The organism is Paraburkholderia atlantica (assembly GCF_000092885.1).
Lineage (GTDB): Bacteria > Pseudomonadota > Gammaproteobacteria > Burkholderiales > Burkholderiaceae > Paraburkholderia > Paraburkholderia atlantica.
Map to the genome: position 1 here is coordinate 57426 of NC_014118.1, position 17397 is coordinate 74822.

Genomic DNA, 17397 nt, shown 5'->3' on the forward strand with positions numbered 1-17397 from the left:
ACCACCGGTGAACACATGACAAATGAATTTCTGAACAAGAATAGCCAATACTTCAAGACCGACGAGAATGAAGAATGGACCGAGGTCGGCACAGCCCTTACCAATACCACTCACGGGTCGATATCCAATGTCGTAATCAACACGACGCCTATCTGTCCAAATATGAGCAATAAAGAATTTAGAGGGTTAATAATACGTTTGCGAGATACAGCGTTAACTCTCATAAAGGAGCGCACTGCAGATGTTGCACGTTGGGATATGTCAGCACAGGATCGCGCAAAATTTTGGTTTGGCCGGAGCGATCAATATACCCGCGATAAATTGAATATCGGCCTGCCAAGGCTTGCAGCCGCGATGCGAGAACTGCAACCTGAGAAAATAATTCGTTGGGACAAACAGAAGGTTGTACAGCTTTCCTGTGCGATAGTTCCCGATAGGGGCACGAACGATGCTGCTGCCAAATCGAATTCAATCAAAAGAAGATCTGGTGATCCCATGAAGAAATTCGCCTTCGCCGTCCTTTCGGCTTTTTGGTTCGCCGCTTCTCAGCAGGCGGCTGCATGTACTATTTCGGAAGATTTGACAGAAAGTGTTCCGCTTAACTTTCAGGGAATTCCTAATTCCTATCGTCTTAAAATGGTGGACTTAGTATCAAATGCGCGCAGGTGGCCCGATGTTGAAATTCAAGCTCAAATCGTCACAAACGCTTACGTCGGCGAAAAGAACGCAGAAGAATTAGCAAAGTCGAGGGGGCAACAGTTGAAAGAAATCCTAATTCAACTTGGAGTGAAGTCGCAATATATATATGTCGACACCCATCTGGAAGAGTCGCCCTATCCGCAAGACAACAGCGGATTCAATGGATACCTACAGCTAAGCGTTGGTCTCATGCCGCTTTGCAAGGGCGGCTGCGAACGACTATGCGACGATCCGCGCATAACGCCGACGAGCAAGACCGTCAAATAGAAATTCGCCCCGCTTCGGCGGGGCTTTTACCTTCGGCGCGTCGACGCAGCAGATCGTGCGCAGTTGTTTTTTGTCAAGACGGACAGCACGACGGAGCGGGCAGCGCTGGACATGTGACAAGGCGTGGCAGGAATCAAGGGGACAATGGCAGTCTCGCCAAAGACTACGCGCATGGAATCGATCCGTCCAGCTGGAAGAAATGACAGATGGCGTGTTTCGAATTTTCCTTCGACAAGGTATCCCTAGATATCGCGCGTATAGCCTGCCTGCTCGACATTGACGCCCATCGCGAAGCCGCCCGCCGCCTGGATGCTCGAAAGCGGACCGATCACAAGGTCGCCGTCCGTTCGCGCTCGGCGTCAGCACGAGGCGAATACCTCGTGTATCTCGTCAGCACTGGCATTTTCGCGGATGACGGTCAGCCGCCGCTGGCCGAATACACGGTGGCCGATGACACGATGCCGCGTTTCCGTCCCAAGGCGTTCATTGCGCAGAACGGCGACGCGGGCGCGGAGGTGTCGAATGCCCAGGCGCTATGGGAATGCAACCGGCGCATCGGGCGCGGTAATGTTCTGAGCGTCACGGCCATGTCATGGCGCGACAGTGACGGCGTGCTCTATAGGCCTAACACGGGCGGCGCTCGTTGCCACAACTCAAGGTGAGTGACGGCCCAAATAGACGATTGGCGAGCTCACCTACCGGCGCGACATGCGACAGGCAGGGGCAGCAACTTCAACACCCCCGTTCTCACATGTCCAGCGCTCCCCGCTCCATCGTGCTGCTCGCCTTGACGAAAAACAACACATATATATCGCCCTTTGACTAGCTAACCCAATCATTCCGATCCGTCCCGAGCGGTCGGTGTGGAACTAACGCAGGTTCTGTCCATTCCTGTGGCAGTCGCGGACGAAGGTCGCGACCAGGCCATCGAGCAGGGACCGATATGGCGCTGCAATCGACTCGATCCTGGCCCCGCTTCGGCGAGGCCCTGATCGGATTTTCTGCAACAGTGCTGGCATGCCATCGTAGGATGCTCACATCATCTGCAAGTGACAGTCCTCAGATCGGCAACCCGGTACCGGCTCTGTAAGTAAGCCGGCGTGAGGGGAGATGGTCGGTCGCTTAGTCCTTGTCCTCAACCGAAAATTGAAACGGTATCTCTGGCTGCGCAAATCTAAGCCGAAGTTGCTTTAAAGCTGAGACCGGGACAAATCGCCGATTCTCAAACGTGTAGTACGACACTAACAAGCCAACGCGGGATTCTTGAGCATCATCGAAAACGTAACCGTTCTTCGGAAAGGCAAGCTTGCCGTCCTTCGTCGCGACTACGGCCCGACATGACGAAAGTAAACTCGGCAGATGCAGAAACGTTGGCTTGCGAGCCAGAGGGTTCACCAGGAGGGCGATCTGCCTGTATCGACTTGCGGCTTCGCCCGAACCGCTGCTGTGCCCTTCCACGCACAGTAGGGGCGGATGGGTCTTGGTTCGCGGTGCAATGAATACATTGGCTGACTGCGGAAAGATTTCCGACACATGCTCTCCGGGAAATGTCGTAGCGTCCGCAAAGCGATAGGATTTGCCGTTGACTGTCAGGCGATTTCCCCAGAGTTCAATATTCAGCGTTTTCCGTTCCAGTTTGGCTTGAAGCTTGGTAAAAGTGCCTGGCTGGCCTGAGTAGGAATAGACTACGCCGGTGTTTTGGTTGGTCGGGTCACCGGTTTCCTTGATCGGGTCGGCAAACACTGCCCCCGGTTGAGCAACGTAGAAGGTTTCGTAGCTGTCGTAAGACTGAGCAGCATATACGCTGCTAGACAGGACGACCAAAGCCGCCACCCGTATCGTTGTGATTTTCATCGGTATGCTTTCGCGCCTGTCGCTTTCAAGTAGTCGGGGTTAAGCGTCCAGAAAATCGTGCTTCCGTGGGCAGCAGTGGAAATCCACACCGAGTCGTAACGACCTCGTTCAGCCCCATCGACGATTTTTCCGGTCTTCTTGTTCAGAACTTGCCATCGCATGATGAACAAGCGTTTCTTCTCCTGCACCTCGAAATGTTGTGGGACGGATCGCCCCACTTGAAACCGACTTGGACCTTTGGACGAGTCGCGTAGTCGGTCTGGAAGTCGAGGCCGTCCCCCCAAACGCGCCGTTAGCCGGGTCCGGTCCTTCGTTTTCCAACGCTTTTCGAGCCCATTCGACGGCGAGCTTCATGCCAAAATCGGCATCGAGTTTTTCGTCGGAAGTGGACATTAGTTTATTGAAGCGCTGATTCGAACCATTCCACGCGTAAGCATAGTTCGGGTCCACTGTGCGCAATTCAGACACCGTTTTCCCGCCCCATGCCCGGCACCTGTTGGCGACCGCAAACGCGATTCCTCCGATTTCGTTCGAATAATTCGCCGTGGATGCCTCTCCGTAGGCGATCGCCGCCAGCAATCGCAGATCCATACTGATCGGATCACTCATCGCACATCCCCCGCACGCCAGACCACGACGGTCAGATTCGGATGGTCCTTCACTGGAAATGAACGCGTTTTACCATCTGCAAGCGGCGCGTCCCTAACGAGCGTGCGTCCGTCGCTCACTAGCTCGTAGGTCATGCCTTCAACGGGAACCCCAGTCTTCGCGTCAACAAGCTCGAAATATTGCTCGAGTTCCTCAAACTTAGGCGCTGCCTTGCGTCCGCGACAGCTGCACGCCTATGCGTAACCCAGCGCTTCGGCCATGTCGTAACCGGATTTCAGCTTACGAACCCTGTCAAACGGAAAGAACTCGCCGGTTTCGGCGTTCAGGGCCTGTGCGTGCGGCATCGGCGGGAAATTTGAGTAGATCGAATAGGTGATACGGCAAAGATCACATTCTTCCTCCACTGTCCAATCCGTCCCACTGCTTTGCTGTTTCAGTTGCTCCATTACGCTCCTCAAGAGTTTTCAGGCGAAACCTCGCGAATTAATCATCGAAACGGACCGCGGTCAACCGCTTTAATTCGGGATAAGCCCCCTTTGACAACTATTTACGACTGTGTCGAATATCTCGATTTCTATTGCACTTCCCGCCGATGCCTGACGCTCAGGCCCTGAACGCCGAAACCGGCGAGTTCTTTCCGTTTGACAGGGTTCGTAAGATGAAATCCGGCTACGCCATGGCCGAAGCCCTGGGTTACGCATGGGCGTCGAATGTCGCGGACGCTCACAAACCCCGCCGCAAAACCTGGATAACGCGCAAGCGTTCGAGTACACACCGCATGCGAAAAATGGTGACGCGGTAGAACTGGCGGGCAGCCAGGGAACGCCACGCAACAATCAGGCGAAAAATAGACAGACCGATGATGTCGCCAGAATCTTGCTTAACTCCCGGTCAATCCCGGCAGCTACACGATGAAATTTCAGGCCAAGGCCTCGGCTTTCATGAAATCATGGAGCGGGCAAAAGACATGTTCAACCTGTGGTAACGCACGCCGTATAGGAAGGGATGATTCGATGATTGATACTCGAAGCGAAATTGAGCGGCGTCTGTCAGTGCTACGAGGCTTGGAACTGAGCGGATTTAACCATGCCGCTGACATGCTGACGCTGAGCTTTGGTCCGTTGCGGCAAGTTACTAACTTTAAAGGGACGGTGAAATATGTGGGTGCGTGGTCCTTGCAGCAGTTGAGGCAGTGACAGCGGACGAGGCCGGCAAGGGCATCCGTAGCCTTATCGCTTCGGTCGAAAATGGGAAAGGCTTCCGTTAAGCGGCGCTCTGGACGGATCGAGGCTTACTGGGGCCAGTTAGTCAAGCGTGGATATATATGCGTCGTTTTTCGGCAGGCGAGCAGCACGATAGAACGCGGAGCGCTGAACATGCGACAAGGCGTGGCAGAAATCAAGGGAACAATGGCAGTCTTGCCAAACACTACGCGCATAGAATCGATCCGTCCAGCTGGAAGAAATGACAGATGGCGTATTTCGATTCCTCCTTCGACAAGGTATCCCTATGAGCCTCCAAATCGGTTTTCTGGTGTTCCCGAAAGTACAGCAGCTCGATCTGACCGGCCCGCATGACGTGCTCGCATCGTTGCCGGACGCCACGATGCATCTGGTCTGGAAGACGCGGGAGCCGGTGGTGTCGAGCAACGGCCTCGTGCTGACGCCGAGCGCGACGTACGAAAGCTGCCCGCCGCTCGACGTGATCTGTGTGCCAGGCGGAAGCGGCGTGACCGCGCTGTTGCAAGACGAGCAAACGATCGACTTCGTTCGCCGCCAGGCCGCGAGCGCTCGCTACGTGACGTCGGTCTGCACCGGCGCGTTGCTGCTGGGTGCGGCCGGTCTGCTGCGCGGGCGGCGCGCGACGACTCACTGGGCGTTTCACTCGTTGCTGGAACCGCTCGGCGCGATTCCGACGCATGCGCGTGTGGTCCGCGACGGCAATCTGATTACCGGCGGCGGCGTGACGGCGGGCATCGATTTCGGGCTGACCGTGGCTGCCGAACTGGCGGGCGTCGAAGAGGCGCAGGCGATCCAGCTCGAACTCGAATACGCGCCAGCGCCGCCGTTCGACGCGGGCGATCCGGCGATGGCGCCGCAAGCGGTGGTGGAGTTGGTCCGGCAGAGGTCGGCGGAAACTTTGGCGTCGCGGCGTCGCGTCGTGATGGAGCTCGCGGAGAGAAGCTAAGTCTTGCTTGCGGGTGCGAGCATTCCATTAAACTGTGAGCTTCCACCCGTTTTCGCCAGTCGGATCGATGCGATGAAGTACCGCGATTTGTCCCGGGAGCACTCCCCATGCGCGTAGGCAAGCCCGTCAAGGCACTGCCGCAGCCGTCATGCGACTACTGCGGCAACCGCGCGTTGCTCGCGCGTTACGGCGACGAGTCCTACCCGTATCGCAGCGATCAAGGCCCGTTGTGGATCTGCACCGGCTGTCAGGCGTGGATCGGCGTGTATTCGCGCAGCAAACACAACCTGCCGCTCGGCCGCCTCGCCGACACGACGTTGCGCGAGTCGAAGAGCAAGCTGCACGACGCGCTCGAACCGCTCGTTGCCGCGAAGGTGCGCCGCGACGGCGTCAACGCATTCGAAGCCCGCGCGAAAGCGATCCGGTGGGTCGCGACCGAGCTTGGCTTCGATCCGGTTCCGGCGAGCATTCACGCGTTCACGCCCGAGCAGTGCGAACAGGCGCTGCGTTATGTCGAGGCGTTTGTCGAAGCTCGGCGTGCGAGATAGCGTGATTTTCCGCAGCCCGCTACATCTCCAGCAAAACATCGCGCAGCGCATCCAACGACGCATCGCGCGGATTCCTCGGCCGTTGTAACGCAATCGGCAGTTCACGCGCGATGCGGCTCGGGCTACCAACGCCCGCCGGAGACAACAACAGCACGCGATCTGACAGACTCAATGCTTCGTCGAGATCGTGCGTGACGAGCAGCACCGTCGTGCCGCGCGCGTGCTTCAACGCGAGCAGCAACTGCTGCAGTCGCGCCCGCGTGATCGCATCGACGGCGCTGAACGGTTCGTCGAGCAGCAGCAGTTCCGGCTCGTTGAACAGCCCGCGCGCGAGCGCGACGCGCTGCGCCATACCGCCGGACAGTTGCTTCGGCAGCGCGTCGCGCACGCCAGCGAGACCCACCTCGGCGAGCAACGCATCGACGCGCGGATCGTCTCCCGCGTGCGGCCCCGCGGCAAAGGCGATGTTCTCGGCCACGCTGAGCCACGGCAGCAGGCGCGGTTCCTGAAAGATCATGCCGACGCGCGGCGACGGCGCGAGCAAGGGCACGCCGTCGATCAGCACGGTACCCGTCGCTATGCGATCGAGTCCCGCCACCGCGCGCAGCAGTGTGCTTTTACCGCAGCCGCTAGGACCGACCAGACTGACGATCTCGCCGCGCGACAGCGCGAACGATACCTTGTCGAACACGTTACGCTCGCCAAAGCGCCGCGTCAGTCCACGTACTTCGAGTAACGGAGCAAGTTCCCGATTCATCGCGCGGCCTCCGACACCTGATGCGCATCGCGCCACGACAGCGCGCGTACCTCGATCGCTTTCAGCATGCCGTCGCTCAGTTTGCCGAGCAGCGCGAGCAACAGGATCGCGCCGAACACCAGATCGGGGCGGCCGGTTTCGCGTCCATCGCTGAGTAGATAGCCGAGCCCGCGCGTCGCCGCGATCAGTTCGGCAGCCACCATGAACATCCACGCGAGGCTCAGTCCGGTGCGCAGTCCGGTGAAAATCTGCGGCATCGACGCGGGCAGCAGTATGCGCGTGAACAGCGCGCGTCGACTCAGCCGGTTCAACTCGCCAAATTCGATCAGCTTGCGGTCGACGCCGCGAATTCCCGCCACCACGCTCAACTGCACCGGAAAAAATGCGCCGATCGCGATCAGCGTGATCTTCGGCGCTTCGTCGATGCCCATCCATAGCAGCAGGATCGGCACCCACGCAAGCGACGGAATCGCGCGCAAGGCCTGAAACGCGGGGTCGAGCAAGGCATCGACGCGCCGGCTGAGGCCCATCGCCGCGCCGATCAGCAGCGCGAGCGCGGCGCCGATCGCAAAGCCGCCGTACACGCGGATCACGCTCGCGCCAACATGGCGCGCGAGCCGCGCCGCGCCGAGATCCCATAGCGTCTGCGCGATCGCGCTCGGCGCGGGGACCAGATGCATCGGCAGAATCGACGCGCGCACCAGCAGCTCGATGACAGCCAGAAACGCGACCGGCAGCGCGAGACCGGCATAGCGCCACAGTCGTAACGGGTCGATCGCGCGCGGCGGTTGCGCGAGTTCGCTACACGACGGACAGGACGAATCCCTCCGTGCGAGCGTGAAAAAGTTCTTCGCGGCGCTCATTGGCAGGCTCGGGTCTGATGCGTGTGTTTCATTTCGTGCCGTTGCTCGCCGTCGCAATCACCGGCTGCGCGACTTTGGCGTCGACCAGCGCATCGATGATCGCGTTCAGATCGGTGCCGCTCTTCACGAGTTGCTCGTCGACCAGAATCGGCGCAGCGGTTTTGAGCGCGGCAATCTGCCGGGCGCCCGGCTGAGGCTGGCTGAAATCGTTGCGGCTCAATTGCAGTTTCGCGACCGGCAGCGATACCTTGGATTCTTCCGCGACGATCCTGGCGGTGTCGTCAGGGTGAGCGGCGATCCAGACGCGGGCTTTTTCATAGACCTTCAGCACTCGCGCGAGCGCGTCCTGATGGTCGCGGATGAAGTCCTCGCGCGCATTCAGGAAGCCCCACGTGTTGAAGTCGACGTTGCGATACAACAGCCGCGCGCCATCGTCGATCTGCGCGGCCGCCATGTGCGGATCGAGCCCGGCCCACGCGTCCACCTGGCCGTTGGCGAGCGCGGTGCGGCCATCGGGATGCTGCAGGTTGACGATCTCGACGTCGTCGCGAGACAGCCCCGCCGTATGCAGTGCGCGCAACGTGAACAGGAACGGATCGGTGCCTTTGGTGGCCGCGATCTTTTTGCCCTTCAGATCGGCGACGGTTTTGATCGGCGAGTCCTTGCGTACGACGAGCGCGGTCCACTCGGGCCGCGAATAGATATACACGGCGCGAATCGGATTGCCGTTCGCTTTGCCGAGCACGGCGGCGAGGCCCGCCGTCGAGCCGATGTCGATCGCGCCGCTGTTCAGGTATTCGAGCGCGCGGTTGCTGCCGAGGCTCAGTACCCACTTCACCTGCGTGTGGTCGGCGGCGAACTCCTGTTCGAGCCAGCCGTTGCGCTTGATCACGAGGCTTTCCGGCGAATAGTACGCATAGTCGAGTTTCAGCTCGTCGAGCGGCGCGGCGTGGGCGGTGTGGGCTGCGCCGAAGATCCCGAGTGCGAGCGCGGCCGCGGCGGTCTTCAGCCAAGCGCGTCTGCTGCGGTTGCGTTCGCCGACGGTGGCGATTGCGTTGCGCGCTGTCGTGAAGAATGAAAAGCCCCGGATCGGTTTCATCGATTGTCCTTGTGGTCGCGTGTGGTGGTGGTCGTTCAATGTAACCAGAACGGTGGCGCGAGCGAACCAACAAATGCTCAGAATCAAAGCAGTTTTGGCGCTATGGCGGATAGTCGCGACGCAATAGCAATGCTGCGTTCCAGTGATTTGCTATGCATGATTCGTTGGAACCGCGCCGGTCGAAAATGCCTATAGTCGAAACCTTCTTCGTATCCCAAACCCACCCGAAGGCTTCCGATGAATCACTCTCTCCGTCTGGTGCGACGTGCGTTGCGCGCCGCTGCCTTCGTCGCGGCGTCGGCCGGCATTGCCTCGTTTTCGCCGTTCGCTTCGTCCGCGCACGCGCAAAGCCGCGAAGTCGTGATCGGCTATCAGGACATGGTCGTGCCGTGGCGTTACGCGCAAGCCACCGGCGCCGTCGAAAAAGCGACCGGCTACAAGGTCACCTATCGCAAGCTCGGCAGCGGCGCGGATGTGGTGCGCGCGCTGGCGTCGGGCTCGATCCAGCTGGGCGAGGCGGGTTCGAGCCCGATCGCGGCGGGTCTGTCGCAAGGCGTCGACCTGTCGCTGTTCTGGATTCTCGACAACATCAACGACGCGGAAGCGCTGGTCGCGCGCGACGGTTCGGGTGTCACGAAGATCGCTGACCTGAAGGGCAAGACGATCGGCGTGCCGTATGTGTCGACGTCGCATTTTCATGCGCTAGTCGCATTGCAGCAGGCGGGCGTCGATCCGTCGTCGGTGAAGATCCTGAACCTGCGTCCGCCTGAGGTCGCCGCCGCCTGGCAGCGCGGCAATATCGATGCGACCTATATCTGGGACCCCGTGCTCGCGAAGGTCAAGCAGAACGGCAAGGTGCTGATCACGTCGGGCGAAGTCGCGAAGGGAAGCGGCAAGGCAACCTTCGACGGCTTTATCGCGACGCGGCAGTTCGAGCGCGACAACGCGGCCTTCATGGCGGGTCTCGTCAAGGTGCTCGCCGACACGGACGCGCTGTATCGCGATCACAAGGCCGACTGGACCGCAACTTCGCAGCAGGTGCAGGCGGTTGCGCAGGAGTCGGGCGCGGCACCGGCCGACGTGCCCGCGAGCCTCGCGCTGTACGCGTTCCCGAGCGCCGCGGAGCAGGCGTCGCCGACCTGGCTCGGCGGCGGCAAGCAGTCGGGTGCGGCGCAATCGCTCGCGGCCACGGCGGCGTTCCTGAAGACGCAGGGCACGATCCAGAACGTGTTGCCCGATTACTCGGCGGCCGTGAATCCGCGCTTCGTGCAACAGGTCTCGCGATGAGCATGCTCGACATCCGCGGACTGCGCGTGACCTACGCCGGTGCGAGCGAGCCGGCGCTCGCGGGTGTCGATCTGTGCATCGAGCGCGGTGAGTTCGTGGTCGCGCTCGGGGCGTCGGGTTGTGGCAAAACCACGTTGCTGAACTGCATCGCCGGCTTCGTCGATCCGAGCGAGGGCGAGGTGCGGCTCAACGGCACGCCCATCGACGGACCGGGTGCCGAGCGCGGCGTCGTGTTCCAGAAGCATGCGCTGATGCCGTGGCTCGACGTGCTCGACAACGTCGCGCTCGGCTTGCGGTTTCGCGGCATCGCGCGTGCGCAGCGACACGAGATCGCGCGGCGCACGCTGGCGCTGGTCGGGCTCGAACGGCATGCGAACGCGAAGATCCATGCGCTGTCGGGCGGCATGCAGCAGCGCGTGGGCATTGCGCGCGCGTTGGCGAGCGATCCACAGATCTTGCTGATGGACGAGCCGATGGGCGCGCTCGATGCGCTGACGCGCGAGACGGTGCAGGAACTCGTGCTCGACGTGTGGGCGCGCACGCACAAGACGGTGTTCTTCATCACGCACAGCGTCGAAGAAGCGCTGTTTCTCGCGACGCGTCTGGTGCTGATGACGCCGGGCCCTGGTCGCATCGCCGAAGTCCATGAACTGCCGTTCGCGCGTGAATATCTGGCGACTCGCGATGCGCGCGCGGTCAAGTCGTCGCCGGCTTTCATCGAGTGGCGCGAGCGCCTGACGCGGCGACTGCACGATACATTGCGGGAGGCCGCCTGATGAGCGTGATCGAATCGTCGCAACAACACGCGCCGACACGTCCGGACACCGCGCGTGACTCGACCCGGGCGCGCAGCGCGGCGCACGGCCGCAGACCTTATCGCGGTATGCCGGGCGAAGGCCCGACCGCGTGGCTCAGTGTAATCTGCGTTGCGGCGTTTGCGCTGCTGTGGTGGGTTGCGACTCATCTGCACTGGATACCACCGCTGTTCCTACCCGCACCGGACGCGGTTTGGCATGCGTTCGTCGATGCATGGCACGGCCGCATCCAGGGCGGCTTGCCATTGTCCGAGCATCTGCTGTGGAGCGCGATCCGCGTGTTCGGCGCGTTCGCGCTCGCGAGCATCACCGCGATACCGGTCGGCATTCTGATGGGCGTGAGCCGCGTCGCGCGCGGACTGCTCGATCCGCCGCTGGAGTTCTACCGCCCGCTGCCGCCGCTCGCGTATCTGCCGCTCGTCGTGATCTGGTTCGGTATCGACGAGACCGCGAAGATCGTCGTGATCTGGCTCGCGTGTTTCGCGCCGATCGCGATGGCCGCACGTGCCGGCGTGCGCAGCGCGAGCGTCGAGCAGGTCAACGCAGCGTGGTCGCTCGGCGCGAATTTCCGCCAGGTGGTATTGCACGTGGTGTTGCCTGCGGCGTTGCCCGAAATCCTGACCGGCCTGCGCATCGCGATCGGCTTCGGCTGGACCACGCTGGTCGCGGCCGAAATGGTCGCCGCCACTGCCGGACTCGGTCAGATGGTGCTCAACGCGTCGAGCTTCCTGCGCACCGACGTGGTCGTGATGGGGATCGTGCTGATCGGTCTGATCGCATGGCTGTTCGATCTCGGCATGCGCGCGCTCGAACGCAGGCTCGTGCCTTGGAAAGGCAAGCAGTAAGCACCTGCCGCATATCTGATTCGCCGCTTAGCTCGTGACGATTCGTTGGTTCGCCATCGCGCGGCGCGTTGTTACAGTCTGCGGGTCGTTGTCGTGAGGCAGTCGTGAATCACGTCGTACATAAAACATCCAATACAAAGGCCTAACCATGAAAATCAAATTCGTTGGCGCAGCAGTGATGGGGTTGCTGCTCGCGATTTCGGGCGCCGCGCACGCCGATCGTCTCGACGACATCAAGAAGGCGGGCGTGCTGCGCGTCGCCACCTTCGACAGCAACGCTCCTTTCGGTTTCGCCGATCCGAAGACCAATCAGATCGTCGGGCTCGACGTCGACTATGCGCGTGCGGTCGCGAACAAGCTCGGCGTGAAGCTCGAAATCCAGCCGACCAATCCGGCGAACCGCATCGCGTTCCTGAAGTCGGGCAAGGTCGACCTCGTGTTCGCGAACTTCACGATTACCGACGAGCGCAAGAAGGAAGTCGATTTCAGCACGCCGTACTTCGCGTCGGGTACGCAGTTCATCGCGAAGAAGGGCGTACTGACGTCGCCGCAGCAGGTGAACGGCCTGCGCGTGGGTGCCGACAAGGGCACGACCAACGAACAGCAGGTGCGCGCGCAATTCCCCAACGCGACGATCGTCGCCTACGACGACACGCCGTTCGCGTTCGCCGCGCTGCGCGCCGGCAACGTGCAGGCGATCACGCAGGACGGCCCGAAGCTCGTCGCGCTGCTCGCGAACGTGCCCGACAAGGCGAACTACGAGATCCCGCCGTTCACGATCTCGAACGACTATGAAGGTGTCGGCGTGCCGAAGGGCGAGACGCGTCTGTTGAGCGTCGTCGACGATACGCTGAAGGGCCTCGAAGCGAACGGCAGCGCAGCGAAGATCTACGACCACTGGTTCGGACCGGAGAGCCGGGCGCCGTTGCCGCGTCTGTTCAAGATCGGCGATCCGCAGAAGAGCTGATCCGACGGAAACTTTAGAGCCGGCCTGCCGTGTGAAAACGGCGGGCCGCTTTTCATTGCATAACGAAAGCGCTTGAGTAGAAGGGCAGAATGAACGGCTGGCTGGAACCGAAGTACCTTGGGTGGATCGCGCATGGCTTTCTGATGACGCTGGTGTTGTCGGCCTGCGCGGGCGCGGCGGCGACGCTCGCCGGTTTCGGGCTCGCGCTCGCGCGCAATGCGCGCAACGGCATGCTCGCGCGTGCGGCCGCGCTCTACGTACTGGCGTTTCGCAATTCGCCGTTGCTCGTGCAATTGCTGTTCTGGTATTTCGGCGCTGCGACGCTGTTGCCGCAGCCGTGGATGGAATGGCTCAATGCGTCGCACACGGTGTCGCTATCTGGCTGGACGATTGCGTGGCCGTCGTTCGAATTCGTCGCGGGCTGGGTCGGGCTCACGTGCTATACGACCGCGTTTGTCGGCGAGGAATTTCGCGCCGGTATGCGCGGCGTCAACGACGCGCAGCATCAGGCCGCCGCGGCGCTGGGGCTCACGCCGCTCGCGGCGTTCCGTTACGTAATCCTGCCGCAGGCGATCCGGATAGCGACACCGCCGCTCGCGGGGCAATACATGAACCTCGTGAAGAACTCGTCGCTGGCGATGACGATCGGGCTCGCGGAACTGTCGTATGTATCGCGGCAGGTCGATACGGAAACCTTCAAGACGTTTCAGGCATTCGGCGCGGCGACGGTGCTCTATATCGCGATCATCGCGGTCATCGAAGCGGTGTTGCTGGTGTGGAAAAGGAGCGCCGCGCCGCACAGCGGCGCCCGGCGGCTCTGGCAAGGAGGGCATTGATGAGCGAGCTCGAATGGCTGCCGACGCTGCGCTATCTGCTGCTCGGCACCTTCCCCGATGGGCCACTCGGCGGCGCCGCGCTGACGGTCGTGATGTCGATGGTCTCGGCGTTGCTGTCGGCTTTGGTCGGTCTCGCTGGCGGCATTGCATTGTCGATGACGCGCGGCGCCGCGCATCTCGCGCTCACTGCCCTGGTCGGCTTCTTTCGTGCGATCCCGGTGCTGATGCTGATCTTCTGGACCTTCTTCCTCATGCCGATACTGTTGCATATCGACGTGCCCGGCCTCGCAACCGTGGTTTGTGCGCTCGCGCTGATCGGCGGCGCGTATCTGTCGCATTCGGTGCAGGCAGGCATCGCGGCGGTTGGCGCCGGACAGGCGCAAGCGGCGGCGTCGCTCGGCATGACGCGCTGGCAGGCGCTGCGATATGTGCAATTGCCGCAGGCGATACGGATCATGATGCCGTCGTTCGTCAATCAGTGGGTCACGCTGATCAAGGACACGTCGCTCGCTTATATCGTCGGCGTGCCCGAGTTTACGTTTCTCGCCAATCAGGTCAATAATCGGCTGATGGTGTACCCGGTGCAGATTTTTCTATTCGTTGGCGTCGTTTATCTGCTGCTTTGTTCGACGCTGCAGTACGGTGCGACGTGGCTGCTGAAGCACCGCTTTCGTGCGGGCCATTCGGCGGCGAACAGCGAAACGAAGATCAAATGGCAGTTTCCATTTGGCGTCTAGCTGCAACGGCTAGAAGGTGGCTACTTCCGCGAGCGAAGCAATGAGTTCAACCCTTACGCCGAGCAACCCGATTCGCAGTGAAATCAATCTGGATGCGCAGGGCAAGCATGCCGGCTATCTGCGGCTGCCGCATTCCGTGCATCGGTCCGCGTATGGATGGCTGCCGATCCCGATCGCTTCGATCCGCAATGGCACGGGTCCGGTCGTGCCGATCATGGCCGGCAATCACGGCGACGAGTATGAAGGACAGATCCTCGTGTCGACGCTGATCCGCGAAATCGACGCGGCTCAGGTTGCTGGTCAACTGATCCTGTTGCCGCAAGCGAACGCGCCAGCGGCCGAGGCGGGTCTTCGCACGTCGCCGCTCGACGACGGCAATCTCAACCGCGCGTTTCCAGGCAATCCGCAAGGTTCTCCGACGCAAGTGATCGCGCATTACATCGAGCATGTGCTGCTCGCGCGCGCGGATTATCTGATCGATCTTCATTCCGGCGGCAGTTCGCTGCTCTATCGTGGCAACAACATGCTCGCGATCGATGCGCGTGACGAGGGCGAGAATGAGCGGCTGCAACGCGCACTACGCGCGTTCGGGTTGCCGAATGCGTTTTTGCATGCGGAAAACCCGGTGCATGCGGCGACGGCTGCGCGCAGGCAAGGGGCGCTGTCGATCACGGCTGAACTGGGCGGTGGGGGAACCGTCGATGCGGCGTTACTCCGCGAAGCGCGCCAAGGCCTGCTGCATTTTCTCGGCGCGATCGGCGCATTGAGCGGTCCGCTCGTGCCCGAGGCGCCGCCTGCCGATACACGTTTTCTTCGCGTCGCGGGCGCCCGTCACTATGTGTACGCATACGATAACGGTCTGTTCGAGCCGCTGGTCAAACTCGGCGATCGGGTAGTCGCAGGGCAGCCCGCGGCGCGCGTCCATTTCCCAGACACGCCGCTCAAGGAACCGGTGACCTGTCATTTCGCGAGCGATGGCGAGGTCGTTTGCAAGCGCGTGCCGGCGCTCGTCAGGCGAGGGGATTGCCTATTTCATCTCGCGGGAGAAGTGGTCTGATGAAGCGGGTGGGGGCGCGCCTGGATTTGCCGAGTTCGTGAAGGCCAGGTCTCGAATCATGCGATCGCTGCCTGAAGGCCCACGATTTTCATGCGACGAATCAAAAAATATCGGTTCTTCGCGGATTTCCGGGGAGACCGATTGCGGACAGGCTGTAGTCGGCCAGGAAGTGTCAGTTCAGCGGCAACCCTGCTCCGGATGAGGCACTAGCTATAATGCAGCAGCGACTCGTTACCATGTCCCGATAGCCCGCGGTATGCGGTAGTGGGAGGTAATAATTCATGGCGACTCCAACCCCCAAGCCCGACGTGCAATCAACCGTCGCGCAGACGTTCGCCCGCTTCTGCACCAGCCTCGAATTTGAGGCGCTGCCACCTCTCGTGGTCGAGCGCGCCAAGCATTTCTTTATCGACTACATTGCCATTGCGCTGCGCGGTTCCATTCTGGATTCAAGCCGACCCATGCGCATGTTGGCTGCCGCACGGCCGATCCCCGGTGGGGCCACGCTGCTCGGCCGCCCCGACCCGGTGCACGCGGCGTGGGCCGCGCTGGCAAACGGAATGGCCGCGCACAGCATGGAACTGGATGACACATTCCTTCCAGGCTCGATTCACAACGAGTCGTTCGTCTTTTCGTCCGCATTGGCGTTGGCGGAAGAACGGGGCGCTAGCGGAAAACGCTTCATTACCGCCGTCGTCGCTGGGTTCGAGGTTGCCTGCCGCGTCGCCGCCGCTCTTAAGCCGGCAGTGACTAACGCGCGCGGCTTCCATCCTACCGGCACCACGGGCGCGCTGGGCGCCGCCGCTACCTCTGCCACGCTCCTCGGGCTGGATGCAGCGCAGGTTACAAATGCACTCGGAGTCGCATGCAGCCAGGCGGCGGGGTTGCTCGAATTCGTCACTGACGGGGCCTGGACCAAGCGCTTTCATGGCGGCTGGGCCTCGCATGCCGGCATGATCGCCGCGGAACTGGCGCAGCACGGAATCACGGCGCCGCCTACTTCGATCGAAGGCAAATATGGCTACCTGCATGCTTATTCCGGCGATCCGTTGCCGCAGGCGCTGGCTGTGGGCGAAGGCGAGATGCTTGCCATCGCGCAGACGGCGCTAAAGTACTATCCCTGCAACTACTATATCCAGTCGATCAACGATTCCGTGCTGCAGCTTGCCGTGCGTGCGGACCTTACTCTTGAAGCCATCGAAAGCATCGTCGTTCATACGGTGCAGGCGGCAATGCCGCTGGTATGCGAGCCAATCGAACAGAAGCGTCGCCCGAGGCTGATGATTGACGCGCAGTTCAGCGTGCCGTTCAACGTCGCACTCGGTCTAGTCAAGAGACGTGTCTCTTTCGTGGATTTCACGCCGGCAGAATTCACCAACCCGGCGATCGAGCGGCTGATGGATAGGGTAACGTGCTGCGTCGATCCGGGGCTGGACGCACAATATCCAGCGGCGTGGCCTGCACGCGTTGAGATCACACTTGTCGACGGCCGCACGCTCGCAGTTGCCACCCAGTATGCCAAGGGCGATCCGCGGAATCCGTTGAACCTGGACGAGGTGATTGCCAAGCACCGCAGCATCGTCGCTGGTGTTGTAGACGAGAGCACCGACGACGCGATCCTCGATTTCATTCTGCGTCTTGAGACAAAATCGGATTTCAGCGAGCTGACCCGCGTCTTGAAGAGGTTCGTGCTGCCACGTTAAAGGATCACGAAGAGACGGCCGTTGGATTTGAAAGCGCTCGGTGCCTCGAGTTGAATGACGGGATGGGGTCGTGCGGAGTCGGTCGCGTGAGGCAGAGGTCGGCCAACAAGGGGCGCAGGCTTGTGCGCCCACCGACGTCTGGTTCGAAGGCGTTACCGGACACAGCAAAGGTCAACCCAATGGCCCGCTATCAACAAATAGCGATAAGCATTTGCACAATTCGTCAAAACGGCTATCCGATAGCCCCTCATAATTTGCGGCTGTCCT

Annotated in this window: 18 protein-coding genes and 1 pseudogene; 13 read left to right on the plus strand and 6 right to left on the minus strand. The window is 61.1% G+C overall.

Features of this window, described 5'->3' with window-relative positions; genetic code table 11:
- Nucleotides 1-15 precede the first annotated feature (15 nt).
- Both BC1002_RS37725 and BC1002_RS16255 read left to right on the plus strand, forming a co-directional pair.
- Nucleotides 16-966: a M35 family metalloendopeptidase gene (locus tag BC1002_RS37725; RefSeq protein ID WP_013091090.1), complete on the plus strand. Its 951-nt coding sequence runs from the start codon at nt 16-18 to the stop codon at nt 964-966.
- A 206-nt stretch (nt 967-1172) separates the two neighbouring features.
- Nucleotides 1173-1628: a hypothetical protein gene (locus tag BC1002_RS16255; protein ID WP_041734867.1), complete on the plus strand. Its 456-nt coding sequence runs from the start codon at nt 1173-1175 to the stop codon at nt 1626-1628.
- Nucleotides 1629-2088: 460 nt separating this feature from the next.
- Here the strand turns inward: BC1002_RS16255 and BC1002_RS16260 are convergent, their stop codons facing one another.
- The 3 genes and pseudogenes from BC1002_RS16260 to BC1002_RS39735 form a co-directional block, all read right to left on the minus strand.
- Complete coding sequence (locus tag BC1002_RS16260) at nt 2089-2820, minus strand: hypothetical protein (RefSeq protein WP_013091092.1); 732 nt, start codon at nt 2818-2820, stop codon at nt 2089-2091.
- A gap of 108 nt (nt 2821-2928) precedes the next feature.
- Nucleotides 2929-3429, minus strand: a complete 501-nt coding sequence (locus BC1002_RS16265) for a hypothetical protein (protein WP_238537979.1) — start codon at nt 3427-3429, stop codon at nt 2929-2931.
- Nucleotides 3426-3875, minus strand: a pseudogene (locus BC1002_RS39735) (hypothetical protein). The gene BC1002_RS16265 and the pseudogene BC1002_RS39735 overlap by 4 nt, the downstream one beginning before the upstream one ends.
- A 465-nt stretch (nt 3876-4340) precedes the next feature.
- Between BC1002_RS39735 and BC1002_RS37730 the strand changes: the two are divergent.
- From BC1002_RS37730 to BC1002_RS16285, 3 genes are all read left to right on the plus strand, one after another.
- Complete coding sequence (locus BC1002_RS37730; RefSeq protein ID WP_157874702.1) at nt 4341-4625, plus strand: hypothetical protein; 285 nt, start codon at nt 4341-4343, stop codon at nt 4623-4625.
- A gap of 313 nt (nt 4626-4938) precedes the next feature.
- Nucleotides 4939-5616: a DJ-1/PfpI family protein gene (locus tag BC1002_RS16280; protein WP_013091094.1), complete on the plus strand. Its 678-nt coding sequence runs from the start codon at nt 4939-4941 to the stop codon at nt 5614-5616.
- Between the two features lie 107 nt (nt 5617-5723).
- On the plus strand, nt 5724-6164 hold the full coding sequence (locus BC1002_RS16285) for a zinc-finger-containing protein (protein WP_013091095.1): 441 nt from the start codon (nt 5724-5726) through the stop codon (nt 6162-6164).
- 19 nt (nt 6165-6183) lie between these two features.
- On the opposite strand, the gene BC1002_RS16290 is transcribed toward BC1002_RS16285, so the two are convergent.
- Genes BC1002_RS16290 through BC1002_RS16300 form a run of 3 tightly spaced genes read right to left on the minus strand, consistent with a single transcriptional unit; the run spans nt 6184 to nt 8883 of the window.
- Nucleotides 6184-6921 (minus strand): ABC transporter ATP-binding protein, encoded by a 738-nt coding sequence (locus tag BC1002_RS16290; protein ID WP_013091096.1) that lies wholly within the window; start codon nt 6919-6921, stop codon nt 6184-6186.
- Nucleotides 6918-7784, minus strand: coding sequence for an ABC transporter permease (locus BC1002_RS16295; protein WP_013091097.1), 867 nt, complete (start codon nt 7782-7784; stop codon nt 6918-6920). The genes BC1002_RS16290 and BC1002_RS16295 overlap by 4 nt, the downstream gene beginning before the upstream one ends.
- A gap of 28 nt (nt 7785-7812) precedes the next feature.
- Complete coding sequence (locus tag BC1002_RS16300) at nt 7813-8883, minus strand: aliphatic sulfonate ABC transporter substrate-binding protein (RefSeq protein ID WP_013091098.1); 1071 nt, start codon at nt 8881-8883, stop codon at nt 7813-7815.
- 237 nt (nt 8884-9120) lie between these two features.
- Between BC1002_RS16300 and tauA the strand changes: the two genes are divergently transcribed.
- From tauA to BC1002_RS16340, 8 genes are all read left to right on the plus strand, one after another.
- Entirely contained in the window at nt 9121-10170 is a 1050-nt protein-coding gene (tauA, locus tag BC1002_RS16305) for a taurine ABC transporter substrate-binding protein (RefSeq protein ID WP_013091099.1), read from the plus strand.
- Entirely contained in the window at nt 10167-10946 is a 780-nt protein-coding gene (locus BC1002_RS16310; protein ID WP_013091100.1) for a taurine ABC transporter ATP-binding protein, read from the plus strand. The genes tauA and BC1002_RS16310 overlap by 4 nt, the downstream gene beginning before the upstream one ends.
- Entirely contained in the window at nt 10946-11830 is an 885-nt protein-coding gene (locus tag BC1002_RS16315) for an ABC transporter permease subunit (protein ID WP_013091101.1), read from the plus strand. The genes BC1002_RS16310 and BC1002_RS16315 overlap by 1 nt, the downstream gene beginning before the upstream one ends.
- 148 nt (nt 11831-11978) lie before the next feature.
- Nucleotides 11979-12797, plus strand: coding sequence for an ABC transporter substrate-binding protein (locus tag BC1002_RS16320; RefSeq protein ID WP_013091102.1), 819 nt, complete (start codon nt 11979-11981; stop codon nt 12795-12797).
- An 89-nt stretch (nt 12798-12886) separates the two neighbouring features.
- Complete coding sequence (locus BC1002_RS16325; protein WP_013091103.1) at nt 12887-13633, plus strand: amino acid ABC transporter permease; 747 nt, start codon at nt 12887-12889, stop codon at nt 13631-13633.
- On the plus strand, nt 13633-14370 hold the full coding sequence (locus BC1002_RS16330; RefSeq protein WP_013091104.1) for an amino acid ABC transporter permease: 738 nt from the start codon (nt 13633-13635) through the stop codon (nt 14368-14370). The genes BC1002_RS16325 and BC1002_RS16330 overlap by 1 nt, the downstream gene beginning before the upstream one ends.
- A 40-nt stretch (nt 14371-14410) precedes the next feature.
- Nucleotides 14411-15427, plus strand: a complete 1017-nt coding sequence (locus tag BC1002_RS16335; protein WP_013091105.1) for a succinylglutamate desuccinylase/aspartoacylase family protein — start codon at nt 14411-14413, stop codon at nt 15425-15427.
- A gap of 281 nt (nt 15428-15708) precedes the next feature.
- A complete protein-coding gene (locus BC1002_RS16340) occupies nt 15709-17130 on the plus strand; it encodes an MmgE/PrpD family protein (protein WP_013091106.1) in 1422 nt (473 codons plus the stop codon).
- Nucleotides 17131-17397 lie beyond the last annotated feature (267 nt).